The organism is Pseudoalteromonas sp. SG45-2 (assembly GCF_014164115.1).
GTDB lineage: Bacteria > Pseudomonadota > Gammaproteobacteria > Enterobacterales > Alteromonadaceae > Pseudoalteromonas > Pseudoalteromonas distincta.
On the sequence record NZ_JACJEO010000027.1, the window covers coordinates 1 to 16,152 of the forward strand.

A 16,152-nucleotide genomic window follows, 5' to 3' on the forward strand; every position below is an offset into this window, starting at 1 on the left:
CAGTTTTCAATTGAGACTCTAATTTGTTTGCCTCGCTACCTAAGTAGGTTGGCTGTTAGAACTCAATCTGTACGAGTGCCCACACAGATGATTGCTTTATATTGTTAAAGAACGTTTTGAGTCGCATTAGCGTCTCAAGGGATGCGAATAATACACCCTTTATTTTTCGAGTCAACACTTTGTTTTAAACTTTCTTTTTAGAAGATTTAAAACTGAAGTTTTATTTAACTCTCTGAGCAGTTCGTGCCTCGCTATGCTTCGGCGTTTCCCGTTTCAGTGGGGTTGCATTATAGGGAGCGGCGGATTTTACGCAAGCGTTATTTGCATAAAATAGTAATTAAAATTAAGCCCCAAGCAAGTGCACACGATAGACACAAGTTACCCACAAAACCCTGTTGATAACTCTGTTTTTGAACTTTAAAACTAAACACTTTTATCCTGATGTGATAAGTTGCGGTCACTTTTTTTAACTCATGTATTTAGGCAGTATCCATGACAGACATAATAAATAGTATAAGTGCCCTTCTATGGGGGCAAGTTCTCGTCTACTTATTAATAGCAGCGGGCCTCTTCTTTACTTTTCGACTAGGCTTTATTCAATTTGTGCAATTCCCACATATGTTCAAAGTTATGTTTGGTTCTCGTAAATGTGCCGATAACGAAATTTCATCCTTTCAGGCTTTTTGTACTTCATTAGCAGCTCGTGTCGGTACTGGCAATATGGCAGGTGTTGCTGTCGCCTTATACCTAGGTGGCCCAGGTGCTATTTTCTGGATGTGGCTTATTGCATTAATAGGTATGGCTACAAGTTTTGCCGAGAGTACTCTAGCTCAGGCTTATAAAACAAAAGATGCAGATGGTAATTTTAGAGGTGGCCCTGCTTATTATATGCAAAACGGTCTAGGCAAACGTTGGATGGGAACTTTATTCTCGTTATGTTTAATTTTAGCCTTTGGTTTAGTATTTAACGCAGTACAGTCAAACTCTATTGCTGCAGCATTTGAAGTAGCGTTTGATGTACCTAAGTATATAGTAGGCATTTGCTTGGTTATTGGTTCTGGCATCATTATTTTTGGTGGCCTAAAAACAATTTCTCGCTTTGCTGAAATGGTTGTGCCATTTATGGCATTAGCTTACCTGCTGGTTGCACTTTATGTATGCGCCATTAACTTTACTGCACTACCAGATGTGCTAGTGCTTATTATAAAAAGTGCTTTTGGTATTGAACAAGCTGGTGCTGGTGCTATTGGTTATGGTGTTACACAAGCGATGATCCAAGGTATAAAGCGTGGTTTATTCTCAAACGAAGCTGGTATGGGTAGTGCAGCTAATGCCGCGGCTACTGCGACACCTTACCCTCCTCACCCAGCATCACAAGGTTATGTGCAAATGTTAGGCGTATTTATTGATACTATTGTTATTTGTACAGCGACTGCTTCTCTTATTTTACTATCGCAGCAATTAGTACCTGAATCTGGTGTTATGGGGATTGAACTTACACAAGCAGCATTACAAGAACATGTCGGCGACTGGGGTACTTACTTTATTGCTATTGCTATATTGTTTTTTGCTTTTACTTCTATTGTGGCTAATTACTCTTACGCTGAAACAAATTTAATGTTTTTAGAGCACAACTCTAATAAAGGTATGTTTATCTTTAGACTTGTTGTTTTAGGTATGGTGATGTTTGGTGCTGTTGGTGAGCTTGGTTTAATTTGGACGCTGGCAGATATATCAATGGGTTTAATGGCCATTGTAAACGTTATAGCGCTATTTATGCTTTCAGGTGTTGTTGTATGGCTTTCAAAAGACTATAACGAACAACGCAAAAAGGGCTTAATACCCACCTTTGACAAAAGTAAGCATCCTAAACTTGCTAAAGAGGTTGACCCAGAGGCCTGGGAATAGAAAATAATCAGCGAGCTACGGCTCGCTTTTTTAGTTCTAAAAATAACAAATACTACGCTTAATCATCTCATTTCTTATAAATAAAAGTTATATTAATTTTAAAACTATTTTATATTTAATTACGTAGGATGTATGAACTAAGTTATCTATAAAAAGGAGAACCGATGGATGACATGACAAAAAAATACAGTATAGACACTACTGATTACCAAGTTGGGCAAGATAATGTACAAAAGTGGGGATTTGATATCCATAACCCAGTATTTGGTATAAGCGCCTTCTTAGTTGTTTTATTTGTAATACTTACCCTAGTTTTTGACCCTACCGTTACCCGTGATGCACTAACCTCGACTAAAGACGCAATAATTAATCAATTTGATAGTTACTTTATGTTACTAGCCAATGCCTTTGTGATATTTTGCGTTATTTTAGCATTTTCTCCTTTAGGTAAAATTCGGTTGGGTGGCGTAAAAGCTCGTCCTGAACATGGTTACATGTCATGGCTTTCAATGCTCTTTGCAGCAGGAATGGGGATTGGCTTACTGTTTTGGGGAGTTGCTGAGCCAACTGCATATTATACTGGTTGGTATCATATGCCTATGGGCGTTGAGCCAAACTCACCGCAAGCACACTCTTTAGCTTTGGGTGCAACCATGTACCACTGGGGTTTACATGGATGGGCGATTTACGCTGTTGTTGGATTAAGCTTGGCTTTTTTTGCATTTAATAAAGGCCTTCCTTTATCTATACGTTCGGTTTTTTATCCATTATTTGGTGATCGCGCCTGGGGATGGCTCGGTCATATCATAGATATACTCGCTGTACTGTCTACTTTATTTGGTTTAGCTACATCGCTAGGCCTTGGCGCTCAACAAGCTACCAGCGGGATAAATTATCTGTTAGGCACTGATTACGGGACTGCTTTTCAAATGTCTGTTATTGGTTTAGTAACGTGCATTGCAATTATCTCAGTTATTAGAGGTATTGAGGGGGGTGTTAAAGTACTGAGCAATGTTAATTTAATTTGTGCATTTATTTTATTATTAGCCGTTATTGCCCTTACTTTCTCTGATGCAATTACTGCTATTTGGTTTACCCTTGGGGCGTACGTAGAGCACTTTGTACCTTTGAGCAATCCATTCAATAGACCCGATGAAGATTGGATGCACTCTTGGACTGTGTTTTATTGGGCATGGTGGATATCATGGTCGCCGTTTGTTGGGATGTTTATTGCCCGAGTTTCAAAGGGGCGCACTGTACGCGAGTTTTTACTCGTCGTCATTGGCCTACCAACGCTTCTTAGTTTGGTTTGGATGGGCGTGTTCGGAAATATGGCAATTACACAAGTTATAGATAAAGTTGGCCCACTTGGACAAAATGGTTTAACTGATATCTCAGTGACTTTATTTCAAGTATACGAGCAGTTACCTCTTTCTAGTTTTATTTCTATTATTTCTATAGCACTCGTTTTGGTGTTTTTTATAACGTCGTCTGATTCAGGATCGCTAGTAATAGATGGTATAACTGCGGGCGGTAAAATAGATGCACCAGTGCCACAACGTATATTTTGGGCCACAGTCGAAGGCGTGATTGCAGCAGTATTGCTCTGGGTTGGTGGCTCGCAAGCATTGCAAGCGCTTCAGTCGGGCGTAGTTACTACAGCTTTGCCGTTTTCAATAGTACTTATTTTAATGTGTGTTGCGCTTATTCAAGGCTTGTTGAGCGAGTATCCAATTTACAAAGCTCAGAGTAAACTGCAATAACAATTTATCCTTTATAAGCGATCCTCAAGGGTCGCTTATAAAATCTTCGCAATTCGTATAACTAAGTGCTTAACGCATTCCCTATACTCCCACCTTAAATTTATTTTTAGACACCGCACTTCTATTATATTCATTAATGCCACCCCTCGTTAAAACTTAGGTACAGGAGTAATTGCCAAGAAAATTAAATAACCAGCGTTCTGATTTTTTGCTTTGTTATACACAGGTGCTCTTATACCAATTCAGTTAATTAACCAGCTGGGATAAAAGTAGTAACGGTTAATTACAAACAGGGAGCTTTATAAATGTATGATGATGAAACTCTAAGATAATAAAAAGAAATAGATTTTAAAGGTAAGTAGGTATTAAAAATAAGATTAGAGAATTTAAGTAAGAATAATTTTTGAATGTTTTAAAATTAGAAGCAATTTAGAATTTAAGTGAATTTTATCTGAGGATTTTAGTAAAGATGGTGCCCGAGGCCGGACTTGAACCGGCACGACTTGTTAGTCGAGGGATTTTAAATCCCTTGTGTCTACCAATTCCACCACTCGGGCATCGAGTTTGCTAATTAAAGCGTGTGGAGTAAATTATATGGAGGCGGAACCCGGAGTCGAACCGGGGTAAACGGATTTGCAATCCGGTGCATGGCCACTCTGCCATTCCGCCTAAATGTTTCCAAATAATTTGGAGCGGTACACGAGGCTCGAACTCGTGACCTCGACCTTGGCAAGGTCGCGCTCTACCAACTGAGCTAGTACCGCAAAATACTATTTTATCAACTTCAAATTATCTTGGTTAAACAATTTAAAGTGGTGCCCGAGGCCGGACTTGAACCGGCACGACTTGTTAGTCGAGGGATTTTAAATCCCTTGTGTCTACCAATTCCACCACTCGGGCATCGAGTTTGCTATTTAAAGCAAGTGGATAAAACTAATATGGAGCGGTACACGAGGCTCGAACTCGTGACCTCGACCTTGGCAAGGTCGCGCTCTACCAACTGAGCTAGTACCGCATCATATTAATTCTAAATTAACCATTTTATAAATTACACTTGGTAATGCAATTAAACCACAAAGTGGTGCCCGAGGCCGGACTTGAACCGGCACGACTTGTTAGTCGAGGGATTTTAAATCCCTTGTGTCTACCAATTCCACCACTCGGGCATCGAGTTTGCTAATTAAAGCGTGTGGAGTGTTGAAATGGAGGCGGAACCCGGAGTCGAACCGAGGTAGACGGATTTGCAATCCGGTGCATGGCCACTCTGCCATTCCGCCCCAGTACGGGGTATTAACCTTAAGATAAACTTGGAGCGGTACACGAGGCTCGAACTCGTGACCTCGACCTTGGCAAGGTCGCGCTCTACCAACTGAGCTAGTACCGCATTTTATTTATCAGTTATTTGAATTAGCACATGATGATTTATGTGAACATTCAGGTAACTGATTAATTACCGTTTCGTTTATCTCGGGGGCTATGCCCTCTCAACACGGACGCATTCTACAGAGATTATTAAACGCGTCAATACAAAAAATGCTAGTTTTGAACTGTTTGCTTGTTTTTTATCTAAAACGGTGCGTTATTATACATTTAGAGTTAATTTTTAGTCAATTCACCCCATGCTGCACGTAAATATTGCATCATAGAACTCAAGGTTAAAAAGGTCGCAATGTACAGTAGTCCAAAACTTAAATAGTTCATCCATGTATCATATTGCCAAATCAAACCGATAATGGCTAACATTTGTGCAGCCGTCTTGATTTTACCCATGTTTGATACAGCGACATTACCACGCTTACCCTGCTCTGCCATCCATTCACGAAGTGCAGATATGATAATTTCACGGCTTATTATAATAAGAGCAGGTATGGTCATGTACATTGACTGGTACTGATCAGATAACGCTACAAGTGCGGCACATACCATTACTTTATCAGCAACAGGATCTAAAAAAGCACCAAAAGGGGTTGATTGCTCAAGCTTTCTTGCTAAATAACCGTCTAGTATATCGGTGATTGATGCAAGCCAAAAAATAAAGGCGGCAGCAAAAAAAGCCCAGCTATAAGGCAAATAAAATATCACCAAAAAAACGGGGATAAGAAAAAGTCTAAATGTTGTGAGTGTGTTTGGAATATTCCACATAACTACTTGGATATGTCTTTTTTGCTATATTCGCATGTAGGGCTAGCCCTTGTCATGCAAATGGTTAAATATCTTCTCAGCCATGTCAGGGCTGATCCCAGGAACTTTCTTTAACTGTTCTATATTAGCAGCTTTTACTCCCTGCATGCCCCCTAAATATTTTAATAATGTTTGCCGACGCTTAGAGCCGACTCCATTTATTTCTTCTAGTAGTGATTGCGTACGTTGTTTTTGGCGTTTATTACGATGCCCTGCAATTGCAAAACGATGAGATTCATCACGTATATGCTGTATTAAATGTAGCGCAGGTGCATCTGAATCCATAGGAATGGTTTTTCGACCACCGTCAATTAATAGTGTTTCAAGGCCAGGCTTACGGCTAGTACCTTTAGCGACACCTACTAATAAAGGCATTTTTGTATGTGGCCAGTTAGAAAAGTACTGCTCCGCGCGCCCAAGTTGCCCCTTACCACCATCAATAAAGATAACGTCTGGAATTTTGTCTTCATCTACTAATTTGTTGTAACGCTTATTAAGTGCAAACTCCATTGCAGCATAATCATCACCACCGGTTATACCCGTTACATTATAGCGCCTATACTCTTTCGTATTTGGGCCTTGTGAGTCAAATACAACACAACTTGCAACAGTGTTCTCACCCATGGTGTGGCTTATATCAAAACACTCCATTCGGGTAATATCATCAAGTCGCAGTGTTGCTTTTAATTGTGCATAACGTTTATTAATAGAGTCTTGGGTACTTTGCTTAACTGCAATACTGTTTAATGCATTTTTATTGGCCAGTTGTAAGTATTGAGCACGCTCACCACGGGTAACTACTTTAAGTGTTACTTTGCGCTCACTTATTTGTGTGAGTGCTTCACCGAGTGCCCCGCTCTCTTCTATTTCAAAAGGTAATATGATTTCTTTTGCAATACGCCCTGTTGCTCCTGGCGCTAAATAGTACTGTCCTAAAAATGAAGTCAATATTTCTTGCTCACTTGAATCTTTAGGTACTTTTGGAAAATACGTTTTACTACCCAATACTTTGTGATCGCGGATCATTAATAAATGAATACCATTTAAACCATTTAAATGAGCAAAACCAACTACGTCCATTTCAGCAAAATTACCTGATATAGACTGTTGCTCCTGCATTTTACGAAGTAGCATTATTTGGTCGCGAACTTTTGCCGCCAGTTCAAAGTTTAATTGTAGGCTGGCTGCTTCCATTTTCTTTATTAAATCAGCAATAACTTCGTGAGATTTACCCGTTAAAAACTTACGGACATAGTCAACTTGCTCGCTGTAATCATCATCCGTAACTTTATTCACACACGGAGCTGAACAACGCTTAAGCTGATATTGCAGACACGGGCGACTTCTTGCGCGGTAATAAGCATCTTCACATTGACGAACAGGAAATATTTTTTGCATTAACCGCAAGCTTTCAGATACCGCTCCCGCGCTCGGAAAAGGTCCAAAGTACTCACCTTTAATTTTACGGCTGCCACGATGAAACGCTAAACGAGGGTGTTTATGGCTAGTTAATAAAATATAGGGATACGACTTATCGTCGCGTAATAATATGTTGTAGCGAGGCTGGTATTTTTTTATTAGATTATTTTCAAGCAGCAGCGCTTCTGTTTCAGTATTAGTGAGTGTGACTTCGATGTCACAAATATTACTCACTAAAACGCGTGTTTTGCTATCGGTAATGTTACTTCTAAAGTAACTGCTCACACGCTTTTTTAAATGCTTAGCTTTACCAACATAAATAACTTGGTTGTCACTATCAAGCATGCGGTATACACCCGGCTCACTTGATAGCGTTTTGAGAAAATGTACGTGATCAAATTCAGACATAAATTATAGTTAGTACGAAACGTCTATATCAATCATTTTATGACGGATTGCTAAATGGGTAAGCTCAACATCACCACCTACATTTAGCTTTTCAAACATACGGTAGCGATAGCTATTTACTGTTTTTGAACTTAGGTTTAAACGCTCAGCTATATTTTGTGCTTTTTCACCTTTAGTGATCATAAGCATAATTTGCAGTTCGCGTTCAGATAAGCTCTGAAAAGGATTTTCGTCTGTACGACCTGTCACTTGCGCAAGTGCTATTTGCTGTGCAATTTCAGGGGCAATATAACGCTGACCGGCATGAACACAACGAATGGCACGCACCATTTCGTCAGAACCTGCACCTTTAGTTAAAAAGCCATGTGCACCAATTTGCATTACTTTACTCGGAAACGGGTCTTCACAGTTAACGGTAAGCACAATAATTTTTACATCAGGGCAGTAACGACAAATCTTTTTAGTCGCTTCTAATCCGCCCATGCCTGGCATATTCATATCCATTAATACTATGTTTGGCGCATGCTGACGACAAAACTGTACAGCCTCTTCGCCAGTTTTAGCTTCACCAATTACTTTAAACCCTCGTACATCATCAAGAATACGCTTTATTCCTGTTCGTACAAGTTCATGGTCATCAACTAAAAGTACATTAATCAATGGAACATCCTCACTTACCTAACAACATGCAATTTAATTAAATTAATTTGCCACAGTAACATACATAAAGCGAAACAATAACTAATATTATTGCCTCGCCCTAATAGTTTAAGATGACGATTTTTCGCTAAATCTGTCAACCCATAACGCAATGATACCATCACCCGTTACATTACACGCAGTACCAAAGCTATCTTGTGCCAAATAAAGTGCAATCATTAATGCAACCGCGCCTTCATTAAACCCAAGCATGCTTGTTAATAGACCAAGCGCCGACATAACTGCGCCACCTGGAGCACCTGGTGCTGCAATCATTACTACACCTAACATCATAATAAACGGTAGCATACCCATTAATGAAGGGACTTCCATGCTTGGCGATAAAAACATAACAGCCATTGCACAGGTTACTATAGTGATAGTTGAGCCAGATAAATGAATGGTTGCACACAGTGGTACGGTAAAGTTTGCTACATCTTCTTTAACGTTATTTGCTTTACTTGATTGAAGCGATACTGGAATCGTTGCTGCACTTGACATAGTACCTAACGCTGTAAAGTAAGCTGGTAGCATATTTTTAACTAATTCGATTGGATTACGTTTTAATAGTACACCTGTCGCTATATATAAAACGCTTAACCATAACCAGTGCATAACAAGCGCTGCAATTAGTACTACGCCAAATGTTCGCAGTGTATCTACCACAGTACCCGCTACCGTCATTTCGGCAAATACACCTGCAATGTAAAATGGTAAAGCAGGGATAATTACTTTTGATAATAATCCGTCAATCACATCACGGCCCTGATCAGACACCTTTTTAAGCGTATCAAGCTCTAATTGGCTCATACCTATACCAAATACAAAAGCAGTTACTAATGCGGTCATTACCCCCATTAGAGGTGGAATTTCTAAATCAATAAAGCTGCCAATTTCTGTAGCAACTTCTGCCTCGAATGTAATACCACCGCTTAAAAAAGGGATAACAGCACTTACTAATAAAAATGCAAGCGTACCTGCAATAATTGTAGAGCTATAAGCAAACCCGACTGTTTTACCAAGTAAGTGACCAGACCCTTTTGGTAGGCCTGCAATACCTGATGCAATAAAAAATAATATAATAAGTGGAATGGTAAAGGAGATAATTTGACCAATCAGCTCTTTTACTGTGAATAAAAGTTCAACACCAGTTATAGGTACATATAGTCCAACTAGGATACCGGCCACAATACCGGCAATTAATTTTAAGATTAATTTCATTGTGATTGCTTAATTGAATTTAGATACGTGTTTTTATCATGTTTTAGACGCATTGTGTGATAAAACTATTCAAGTTACATTTATATGCACAAATATCGAACAAACACAGCTTAATTCAATACTCTTTTGTACATTTTTTGACTAAACGAAGTTTTACTCTTTAAATTTTAAATTAAGCCCGCACCTATAATAACTAAAGCACCGCTAATAATTGATTTTTATTTCGACTGGTTATAAGCCCAATAGATATATGTTATAGCCAAACTTTACTTTAGTTTTTTTAAACTCACAGTAAAGTGTGTTTATATAGTTAGTAGCAAAGGCTATTAACACGTTGATCAGATTGCATCCAAAGGAACATTATGTCTACTATTTTTGAAGATAACTCACTAAGCATCGGTAATACACCGCTGGTAAAACTTAACCGTGTTACAGGTGGGAATGTATACGCTAAAGTTGAATCTCGTAATCCAAGCTTTAGTATCAAATGCCGCATTGGTGCATCGATGATTTGGGAAGCTGAAAAGTCAGGTCAGCTTGTTGAAGGTAAAGAACTTATTGAACCAACATCGGGGAACACCGGTATTGCACTTGCATTTGTTGCAGCAGCACGTGGTTACAAGTTAACCCTTACTATGCCAAACACCATGAGCCTAGAACGTCGCAAGCTATTAAAAGCATTAGGTGCAAATCTAGTACTTACCGACGGTGCAAAAGGTATGAATGGCGCAATTGAAAAAGCAAAAGAAATTCAAGCAACAGCACCTGATAAGTATATTTTATTACAACAATTCGAAAACCCTGCAAACCCAAAAATTCACTTTGAAACAACAGGCCCTGAAATTTATGATGCGCTTGATGGCAAAGTAGACTTTTTTGTAGCCGGTGTAGGTACTGGTGGTACTATTACAGGTGTTAGCCGTTACCTTAAAACAGAAAAAGGTCTAAACGTTAAGTCTATTGCTGTTGAGCCAACTAACTCTCCAGTTATTAGCCAAACGCTTGCCGGTGAAGAAATTAAACCAGGTCCTCATAAAATCCAAGGTATTGGTGCTGGCTTCATTCCTGGCAACTTAGATATGGACTTAATTGATGGCGCAGAGCTTGTATCTAACGAAGACGCAATTGCAATGGCGCATCAGTTAATGAAAAAAGAAGGTATTTTAGTAGGTATTTCGTCAGGTGCAGCGGTTGTTGCAGCTAAGCGAATTGCTGAAAAGCCTGAAAACGCAGATAAAAATATTGTTGTTATCCTACCTAGTGCAACTGAGCGCTACTTATCAAGCCCAATGTTTGATGAAGAGTTTAGTGAACAAGAACTAGTACAATAAGTAATTTTAAGATTTTTAGAAGGATGCTTTAGGCATCCTTTTTTATTATTTATTATCCAATTTTCTATTTATTGCCTGCCATACCTTTACATCTGCATAGATAAACCACACACTTTAAAAAAACTAATTAATAATAATTAATATGAAAAAAATCACGAGTTTATTAAGTTTGGTCATCTGTTTATTTTTATCAGCCTGTGGTGACGATACCAAAACACTTGGCGACACTCCTGGCGATACAGCAACCGCTTATTTTGATGCGCTTTATAACCAGCAAGACCTTCAAAAAGCCAGCACCATGGCAACCCCCAACCTTACACGTATAATGAAATCCTACGGCACCGCTAAACAGTTTTCCCGTAACTTAGTAAATATGCAATACGATGAAGTCACCATTGAAGTTGATATGACCAATATGAGCGTCCGTGAACAATACGGCGATAACGCTAAAATAAACCTTATTTTTACCGGCTATTTAAATGGTGATAAAATTGACGAAATGCGCAGTGTAAAAATGCTTCGTAAAAAGGGAAAATGGTACATAGATAAAATTGTTGCCGACCCTTACGCTCGTTAAAAATAAATGAATTAAACATAAAAAGGCCTTACATTCGTAAGGCCTTTTTCGTTTTAGCAGGGCGTGTTGATCTTTGTGGATTGAAATTTTTTCAATCTAGGGGCGATTTAATCGCGGCGCGAGGTTTGTAACCTAGTGGGCTAAGTAAAACCGAGCAACAAAGAGTTAATCGTCCCTAGAAAGAACCCAAAGGGCAGCGCATGTTTGGCATTTATGCTGCGTTATCGCCTATTTATGGGGAATAACCACACTACATAGGCTCTGCCTTGCCTAAAAACCAAACAGTCTGCTGCAAATTGAACCACGAAAGGTCAACACGCCCTAGTATTTAAAGTACTGCGCTACAGCTCACCAGGTTGAAAGTTATCAACTGCAATGGCTTTCTTACGTAGCTTATTAGCGTGATGCATTGCATCAGCATCCGTTTGCTCTAACAACTTATTTTCAAGCGCATAATTTATAGCACCTTCAATATCAAGCGTTGCAGGCACACTGCCCTTACGCTGCCATTGTTTTAAGTCTTTAAACTGCGCTTGCATATCATGCATAGCTAAAAATGCGCTTTCCATGACCCCTGTACCTGCATTTTCATCTACATAACATAAATGCGTTAAGCGGTTTCTAAATACACCAGGTTGAGTCATACGCTCGCAAATACTTTGTGCTATTTCATCACTTGGTCTGTGGTAATGGTTTCCAAGCGGGAACACTATACGTTTAAGGATAAAATTCACAACCGGATTTGAAAAGTTTTTAAAGAAGCCATTAAACGCTTGGCCAATTTCAAATAATGAGTTCTCAATTGCATATTTTACAAATGGTAAATCAGCTTGTTGGCGCCCTTCATCTTCATAACGTTTTAAAACAGTTGATGCTAAGTACAAATGACTTAATACATCACCCAAACGCGCTGATATCATTTCTTTACGTTTGAGCTCACCGCCAAGCATTAACATTGCAACGTCTGTACAAATAGCTAAGCCTCGGCTCATTCTACTCAGTTGTTTATAATAAATAGCCGTTTCACCACCTACAGGCGCTTTAGCAAAGTAGCTACGTGTTAAGCCATGCACAAATGCCATGCCTGCATTACTTGCTGCAAATAGTATGTGGTTCATTAATAAGCCATCAAATTGTTCAAGTGCTGCGTCGTCATCTTCCATTGCAGCGGCTTCCATTTCTTTTAAAACAAATGGGTGGCAGCGCGTTGCACCTTGACCAAATATCATTAAATTACGCGTTAGAATATTCGCGCCTTCTACTGTAATTGATACTGGAATCCCCATATAGCCATGCGCCAAATAGTTATTAGGCCCTACTTGAATTCCTTTACCTGAATGAATATCCATTGCATCATTCATTACCGTACGACCCATTTCAGTCATATGGTATTTAGCGATCGCTGTTACAACCGACGGGCTTAATTTTAAATCAATCGCACCTGCGGTCATTAATCTGCACGACTCAAGTGTGTAAGTTAAACCACCAATACGCGCAAGTGCCTCTTGCACGCCTTCAAATTGCCCTATAGATACACCAAACTGCTGGCGTACCATTGCATATGCCGATGTCATTTTTGAAGCTAAATGCCCAGTTGCTGCACTTAATGCTGGTAGTGATATTCCACGCCCTGCACTTAAACACTCAACAAGCATTCTCCAGCCACGCCCTGCACACTCTTGACCACCAATAATCCAGTCCAGTGGTATAAATACATCTTTACCGTAAGTGGTACCATTCATAAAGGCCATATTAAGCGGATAATGACGCTCACCCGTTTCAACACCCGGATGATCGGTTGGTATAAGCGCACACGTTATACCTAGCTCTTTTTTATCACCTAATAAAGCGTCTGGATCATACATTTTAAATGCTAAGCCGAGTACAGTAGCCACTGGTGCAAGCGTAATGTAACGTTTTGACCAATTTAAACGCAGGCCCATTACTTGCTCGCCATTGTGCTCACCCATACACACAACGCCTGAATCAGGAATGCTGCCAGCATCAGAGCCCGCCTCTGGTCCCGTTAGTGCAAAACAAGGAACATCTGTACCATTAGCTAAACTTGGCAGCCAACGATCTTGCTGCTCTTTAGTACCATAGTGAAGAAGTAACTCGCCCGGACCTAAGCTATTAGGCACCATAACAGTGACTGCGGCTGTTAAGCTTTTAGTCGAAATTTTTGACACTATCGTTGAATTAGCAATTGCTGAGAACTCACGACCGCCAAATTTTTCAGGAATGATCAGCGCAAAAAAACCTTCTGTTTTTAGGTAATCCCACACTTCTTTTGGTAAGTCTTTGTCTTTTTGTACAATTTGATAATCATCAAGCATCGCCAATAAGGTTTCTACTTGGTTAGCCATAAATGCGTTTTCTTTATCGCTAAGCTCTGGTTTTGGAAAGTGGTGCAGTTTTTGCCAGTCTGGGTTACCACTAAATAACTCACCATCCCACCAAACATCACCTGCTTCCATCGCCTCTCGCTCTGTTTGCGATAATGGCGGAAGCACCTTTTTGAACATTTTAAACGTAGGACGACTAATCAAGTTTAGGCGAATATCTTTAACCGCAAAAATAACCACCACCACGACCAGCAATATTATAAATATTAACATGCGCACATTCCTTACACATTGAATGAAAATAGTAACTTAATTATGACCCATCTTAATTTAAATACAATCATTGCACGACGAGTCGTGAGCCTTAACGCATTCATTTTATTGTTTTAAACATCACTGCTATTATCAACGTTTTAATAACAATAAATTAAAGGAATAGCATGACCCCCTTTCGATTTAAACTAAGTATGAGCGCCTTAATGGTAGCAAGTACTCTTGCTTTAACGGCCTGCGATGCGCAAGTATCTATCGACACTACCGATTCACCACACACTAAAAAAGCTGTAACAGCTAAAGATGCAAATACATTTATAACAAACACAGAAAAAGAACTGAGTGCACTTTATTTAGAATCGAGCCGTGCAGAGTGGATTTACGCAAACTTTATTACTCACGATACATCTGCTCTATCGGCTGAAGTTAACCGTAAAATGACCGAAACAGTCGTGCGTTTAGCAAATGAAGCTGCAAAATACGACGAACTAGAGCTTGATTACGATGCTCGCCGTAAGCTTGATAAACTAAAACTAGCACTTACACTTCCTGCCCCACAAGACGCTGATAAAACAGCGCAACTTTCACAAATTGTCGCAGAGCTTGGCGGGCTATATGGTAAAGGTAAATACTGTAAAGAAGATAGCAGCTGTTTGAGCCTTGGCGACATGACCTCAAAAATGGCCACCAGCCGAGATTACAACGAACTACTTGATTTATGGCAAGGCTGGCGTGAAATATCAAAACCCATGCGCCCACTTTACGAGCAACAAGTAGCACTTACCAACGAAGGTGCAAAGGAGCTTGGTTATGCCGATACGGGCGCTATGTGGCGCAGTAAATACGATATGCCTGCTGATGACTTCACCACTGAGCTTGACCGTATTTGGGGCCAAGTTAAACCACTTTATAACTCGCTACATTGCCATGTTCGCGCAAAGTTAGGTGAAAAGTACAGCACCGACAAAGTACCTCAAGATCAGCCAATACCAGCACACTTACTTGGTAATATGTGGGCGCAAGCATGGGGTAATATTTACGATGTAGTTGCACCAGAAAACGCCGATCCGGGTTACGACGTAACCGAGTTATTAGCTCAAAATAATTACGACGAACTTAAAATGGTCAAAGGGGCTGAAAACTTTTTTACCTCAATGGGTTTTGATGCACTACCAGAGACATTTTACGAGCGTTCACTGTTTGTAAAACCAAAAGACAGAGATGTGCAGTGTCATGCATCAGCATGGAATATCGATAGCAAAGACGATTTACGCATTAAAATGTGTATTCAGCGCACAGGCGAAGAGTTTTCAGTTATTCACCATGAGCTAGGCCACAATTTTTATCAGCGCGCTTACAACAAACAGCCTTTATTTTATCAAGAAAGTGCAAACGATGGTTTTCATGAAGCCATTGGAGACACCATTGCCTTATCGGTTACACCGGGTTACTTAAAAGAAATCGGCTTACTTGAACAAGTACCTGATGAATCTAAAGATATCGGTTTGTTGATGAAAATGGCACTTGATAAAGTAGCCTTTGTACCGTTTAGCTTAATGGTTGATCAGTGGCGTTGGCAGGTATTTTCAGGTGAAGTAGCCCCAGAGAACTACAATAAAGCTTGGTGGGAACTACGTGAAAAATACCAAGGAGTGCAAGCTCCTATCGCACGTAGCGAAAACGACTTTGATCCGGGTGCTAAGTACCACGTTCCGGGTAACACGCCTTATACACGTTACTTTTTAGCGCATATTTTACAATTTGAGTTTCATCGCAGCTTATGTGAAATTGCCGGTAACGATAAAGCCATTCATCGCTGCTCTATTTATAATTCAAAAGAAGCAGGGGATAGGCTAAACGCTATGCTTGAAATGGGTTCATCTCGCCCTTGGCAAGAAGCGCTTGAAACTGTAACAGGTAAGCCGCAAATGGATGCAACAGCAATGCTCGATTACTTTGCACCATTACAAACATATTTAGATAAACAAAACGAAGGCCGCAACTGCGGCTGGTAAATAGCGCTGAAT

At 39.8% G+C, this 16,152-nt stretch carries 10 protein-coding genes and 8 tRNA genes; 5 read left to right on the top strand and 13 right to left on the bottom strand.

Annotated features, from left to right (window positions below; genetic code table 11):
* Positions 1–492 precede the first annotated feature (492 nt).
* The gene (locus H5116_RS17215; protein ID WP_182694390.1) at positions 493–1,908 is read left to right on the top strand and encodes a sodium:alanine symporter family protein; all 1,416 of its coding nucleotides are present in this window, start codon (positions 493–495) and stop codon (positions 1,906–1,908) included.
* Between the two features lie 164 nt (positions 1,909–2,072).
* Positions 2,073–3,671, top strand: coding sequence for a BCCT family transporter (locus H5116_RS17220; RefSeq protein WP_182716709.1), 1,599 nt, complete (start codon positions 2,073–2,075; stop codon positions 3,669–3,671).
* A gap of 470 nt (positions 3,672–4,141) precedes the next feature.
* Here the strand turns inward: H5116_RS17220 and H5116_RS17225 are convergent.
* The 12 genes from H5116_RS17225 to H5116_RS17280 form a co-directional block, all read right to left on the bottom strand.
* A tRNA-Leu gene (locus tag H5116_RS17225) sits at positions 4,142–4,228 on the bottom strand.
* A gap of 38 nt (positions 4,229–4,266) precedes the next feature.
* Positions 4,267–4,340: transfer RNA gene (locus H5116_RS17230), tRNA-Cys, on the bottom strand.
* Positions 4,341–4,359: 19 nt separating this feature from the next.
* A tRNA-Gly gene (locus tag H5116_RS17235) sits at positions 4,360–4,435 on the bottom strand.
* A 49-nt stretch (positions 4,436–4,484) separates the two neighbouring features.
* Positions 4,485–4,571 (bottom strand) — tRNA-Leu (locus tag H5116_RS17240).
* 39 nt (positions 4,572–4,610) lie between these two features.
* Positions 4,611–4,686, bottom strand: a tRNA-Gly gene (locus tag H5116_RS17245).
* Between the two features lie 64 nt (positions 4,687–4,750).
* Positions 4,751–4,837, bottom strand: a tRNA-Leu gene (locus tag H5116_RS17250).
* Positions 4,838–4,874: 37 nt separating this feature from the next.
* Positions 4,875–4,948, bottom strand: a tRNA-Cys gene (locus H5116_RS17255).
* 31 nt (positions 4,949–4,979) lie between these two features.
* A tRNA-Gly gene (locus tag H5116_RS17260) sits at positions 4,980–5,055 on the bottom strand.
* Between the two features lie 212 nt (positions 5,056–5,267).
* Entirely contained in the window at positions 5,268–5,813 is a 546-nt protein-coding gene (gene pgsA / locus H5116_RS17265) for a CDP-diacylglycerol--glycerol-3-phosphate 3-phosphatidyltransferase (RefSeq protein ID WP_032827134.1), read from the bottom strand.
* A gap of 42 nt (positions 5,814–5,855) precedes the next feature.
* Positions 5,856–7,679: an excinuclease ABC subunit UvrC gene (gene uvrC / locus H5116_RS17270; RefSeq protein ID WP_039488521.1), complete on the bottom strand. Its 1,824-nt coding sequence runs from the start codon at positions 7,677–7,679 to the stop codon at positions 5,856–5,858.
* 9 nt (positions 7,680–7,688) lie between these two features.
* Positions 7,689–8,339: a UvrY/SirA/GacA family response regulator transcription factor gene (uvrY, locus tag H5116_RS17275; protein WP_002963136.1), complete on the bottom strand. Its 651-nt coding sequence runs from the start codon at positions 8,337–8,339 to the stop codon at positions 7,689–7,691.
* A 108-nt stretch (positions 8,340–8,447) separates the two neighbouring features.
* Positions 8,448–9,599: a dicarboxylate/amino acid:cation symporter gene (locus H5116_RS17280; RefSeq protein ID WP_182696260.1), complete on the bottom strand. Its 1,152-nt coding sequence runs from the start codon at positions 9,597–9,599 to the stop codon at positions 8,448–8,450.
* Between the two features lie 362 nt (positions 9,600–9,961).
* Here H5116_RS17280 and cysK point away from each other — a divergent pair, with 362 nt between their 5' ends.
* Both cysK and H5116_RS17290 read left to right on the top strand, forming a co-directional pair.
* Positions 9,962–10,930: a cysteine synthase A gene (gene cysK, locus H5116_RS17285; protein WP_002963138.1), complete on the top strand. Its 969-nt coding sequence runs from the start codon at positions 9,962–9,964 to the stop codon at positions 10,928–10,930.
* A gap of 142 nt (positions 10,931–11,072) precedes the next feature.
* A complete protein-coding gene (locus H5116_RS17290; RefSeq protein ID WP_002963139.1) occupies positions 11,073–11,507 on the top strand; it encodes a hypothetical protein in 435 nt (144 codons plus the stop codon).
* A gap of 341 nt (positions 11,508–11,848) precedes the next feature.
* Here H5116_RS17290 and H5116_RS17295 read toward each other — a convergent pair whose 3' ends face one another.
* Positions 11,849–14,125, bottom strand: coding sequence for an acyl-CoA dehydrogenase (locus tag H5116_RS17295; RefSeq protein WP_138488818.1), 2,277 nt, complete (start codon positions 14,123–14,125; stop codon positions 11,849–11,851).
* Between the two features lie 167 nt (positions 14,126–14,292).
* On the opposite strand from H5116_RS17295, the gene H5116_RS17300 reads away from it, so the two are divergent.
* Positions 14,293–16,140 (top strand): M2 family metallopeptidase, encoded by a 1,848-nt coding sequence (locus H5116_RS17300; protein WP_182716710.1) that lies wholly within the window; start codon positions 14,293–14,295, stop codon positions 16,138–16,140.
* The last annotated feature ends 12 nt before the right edge of the window (positions 16,141–16,152 follow it).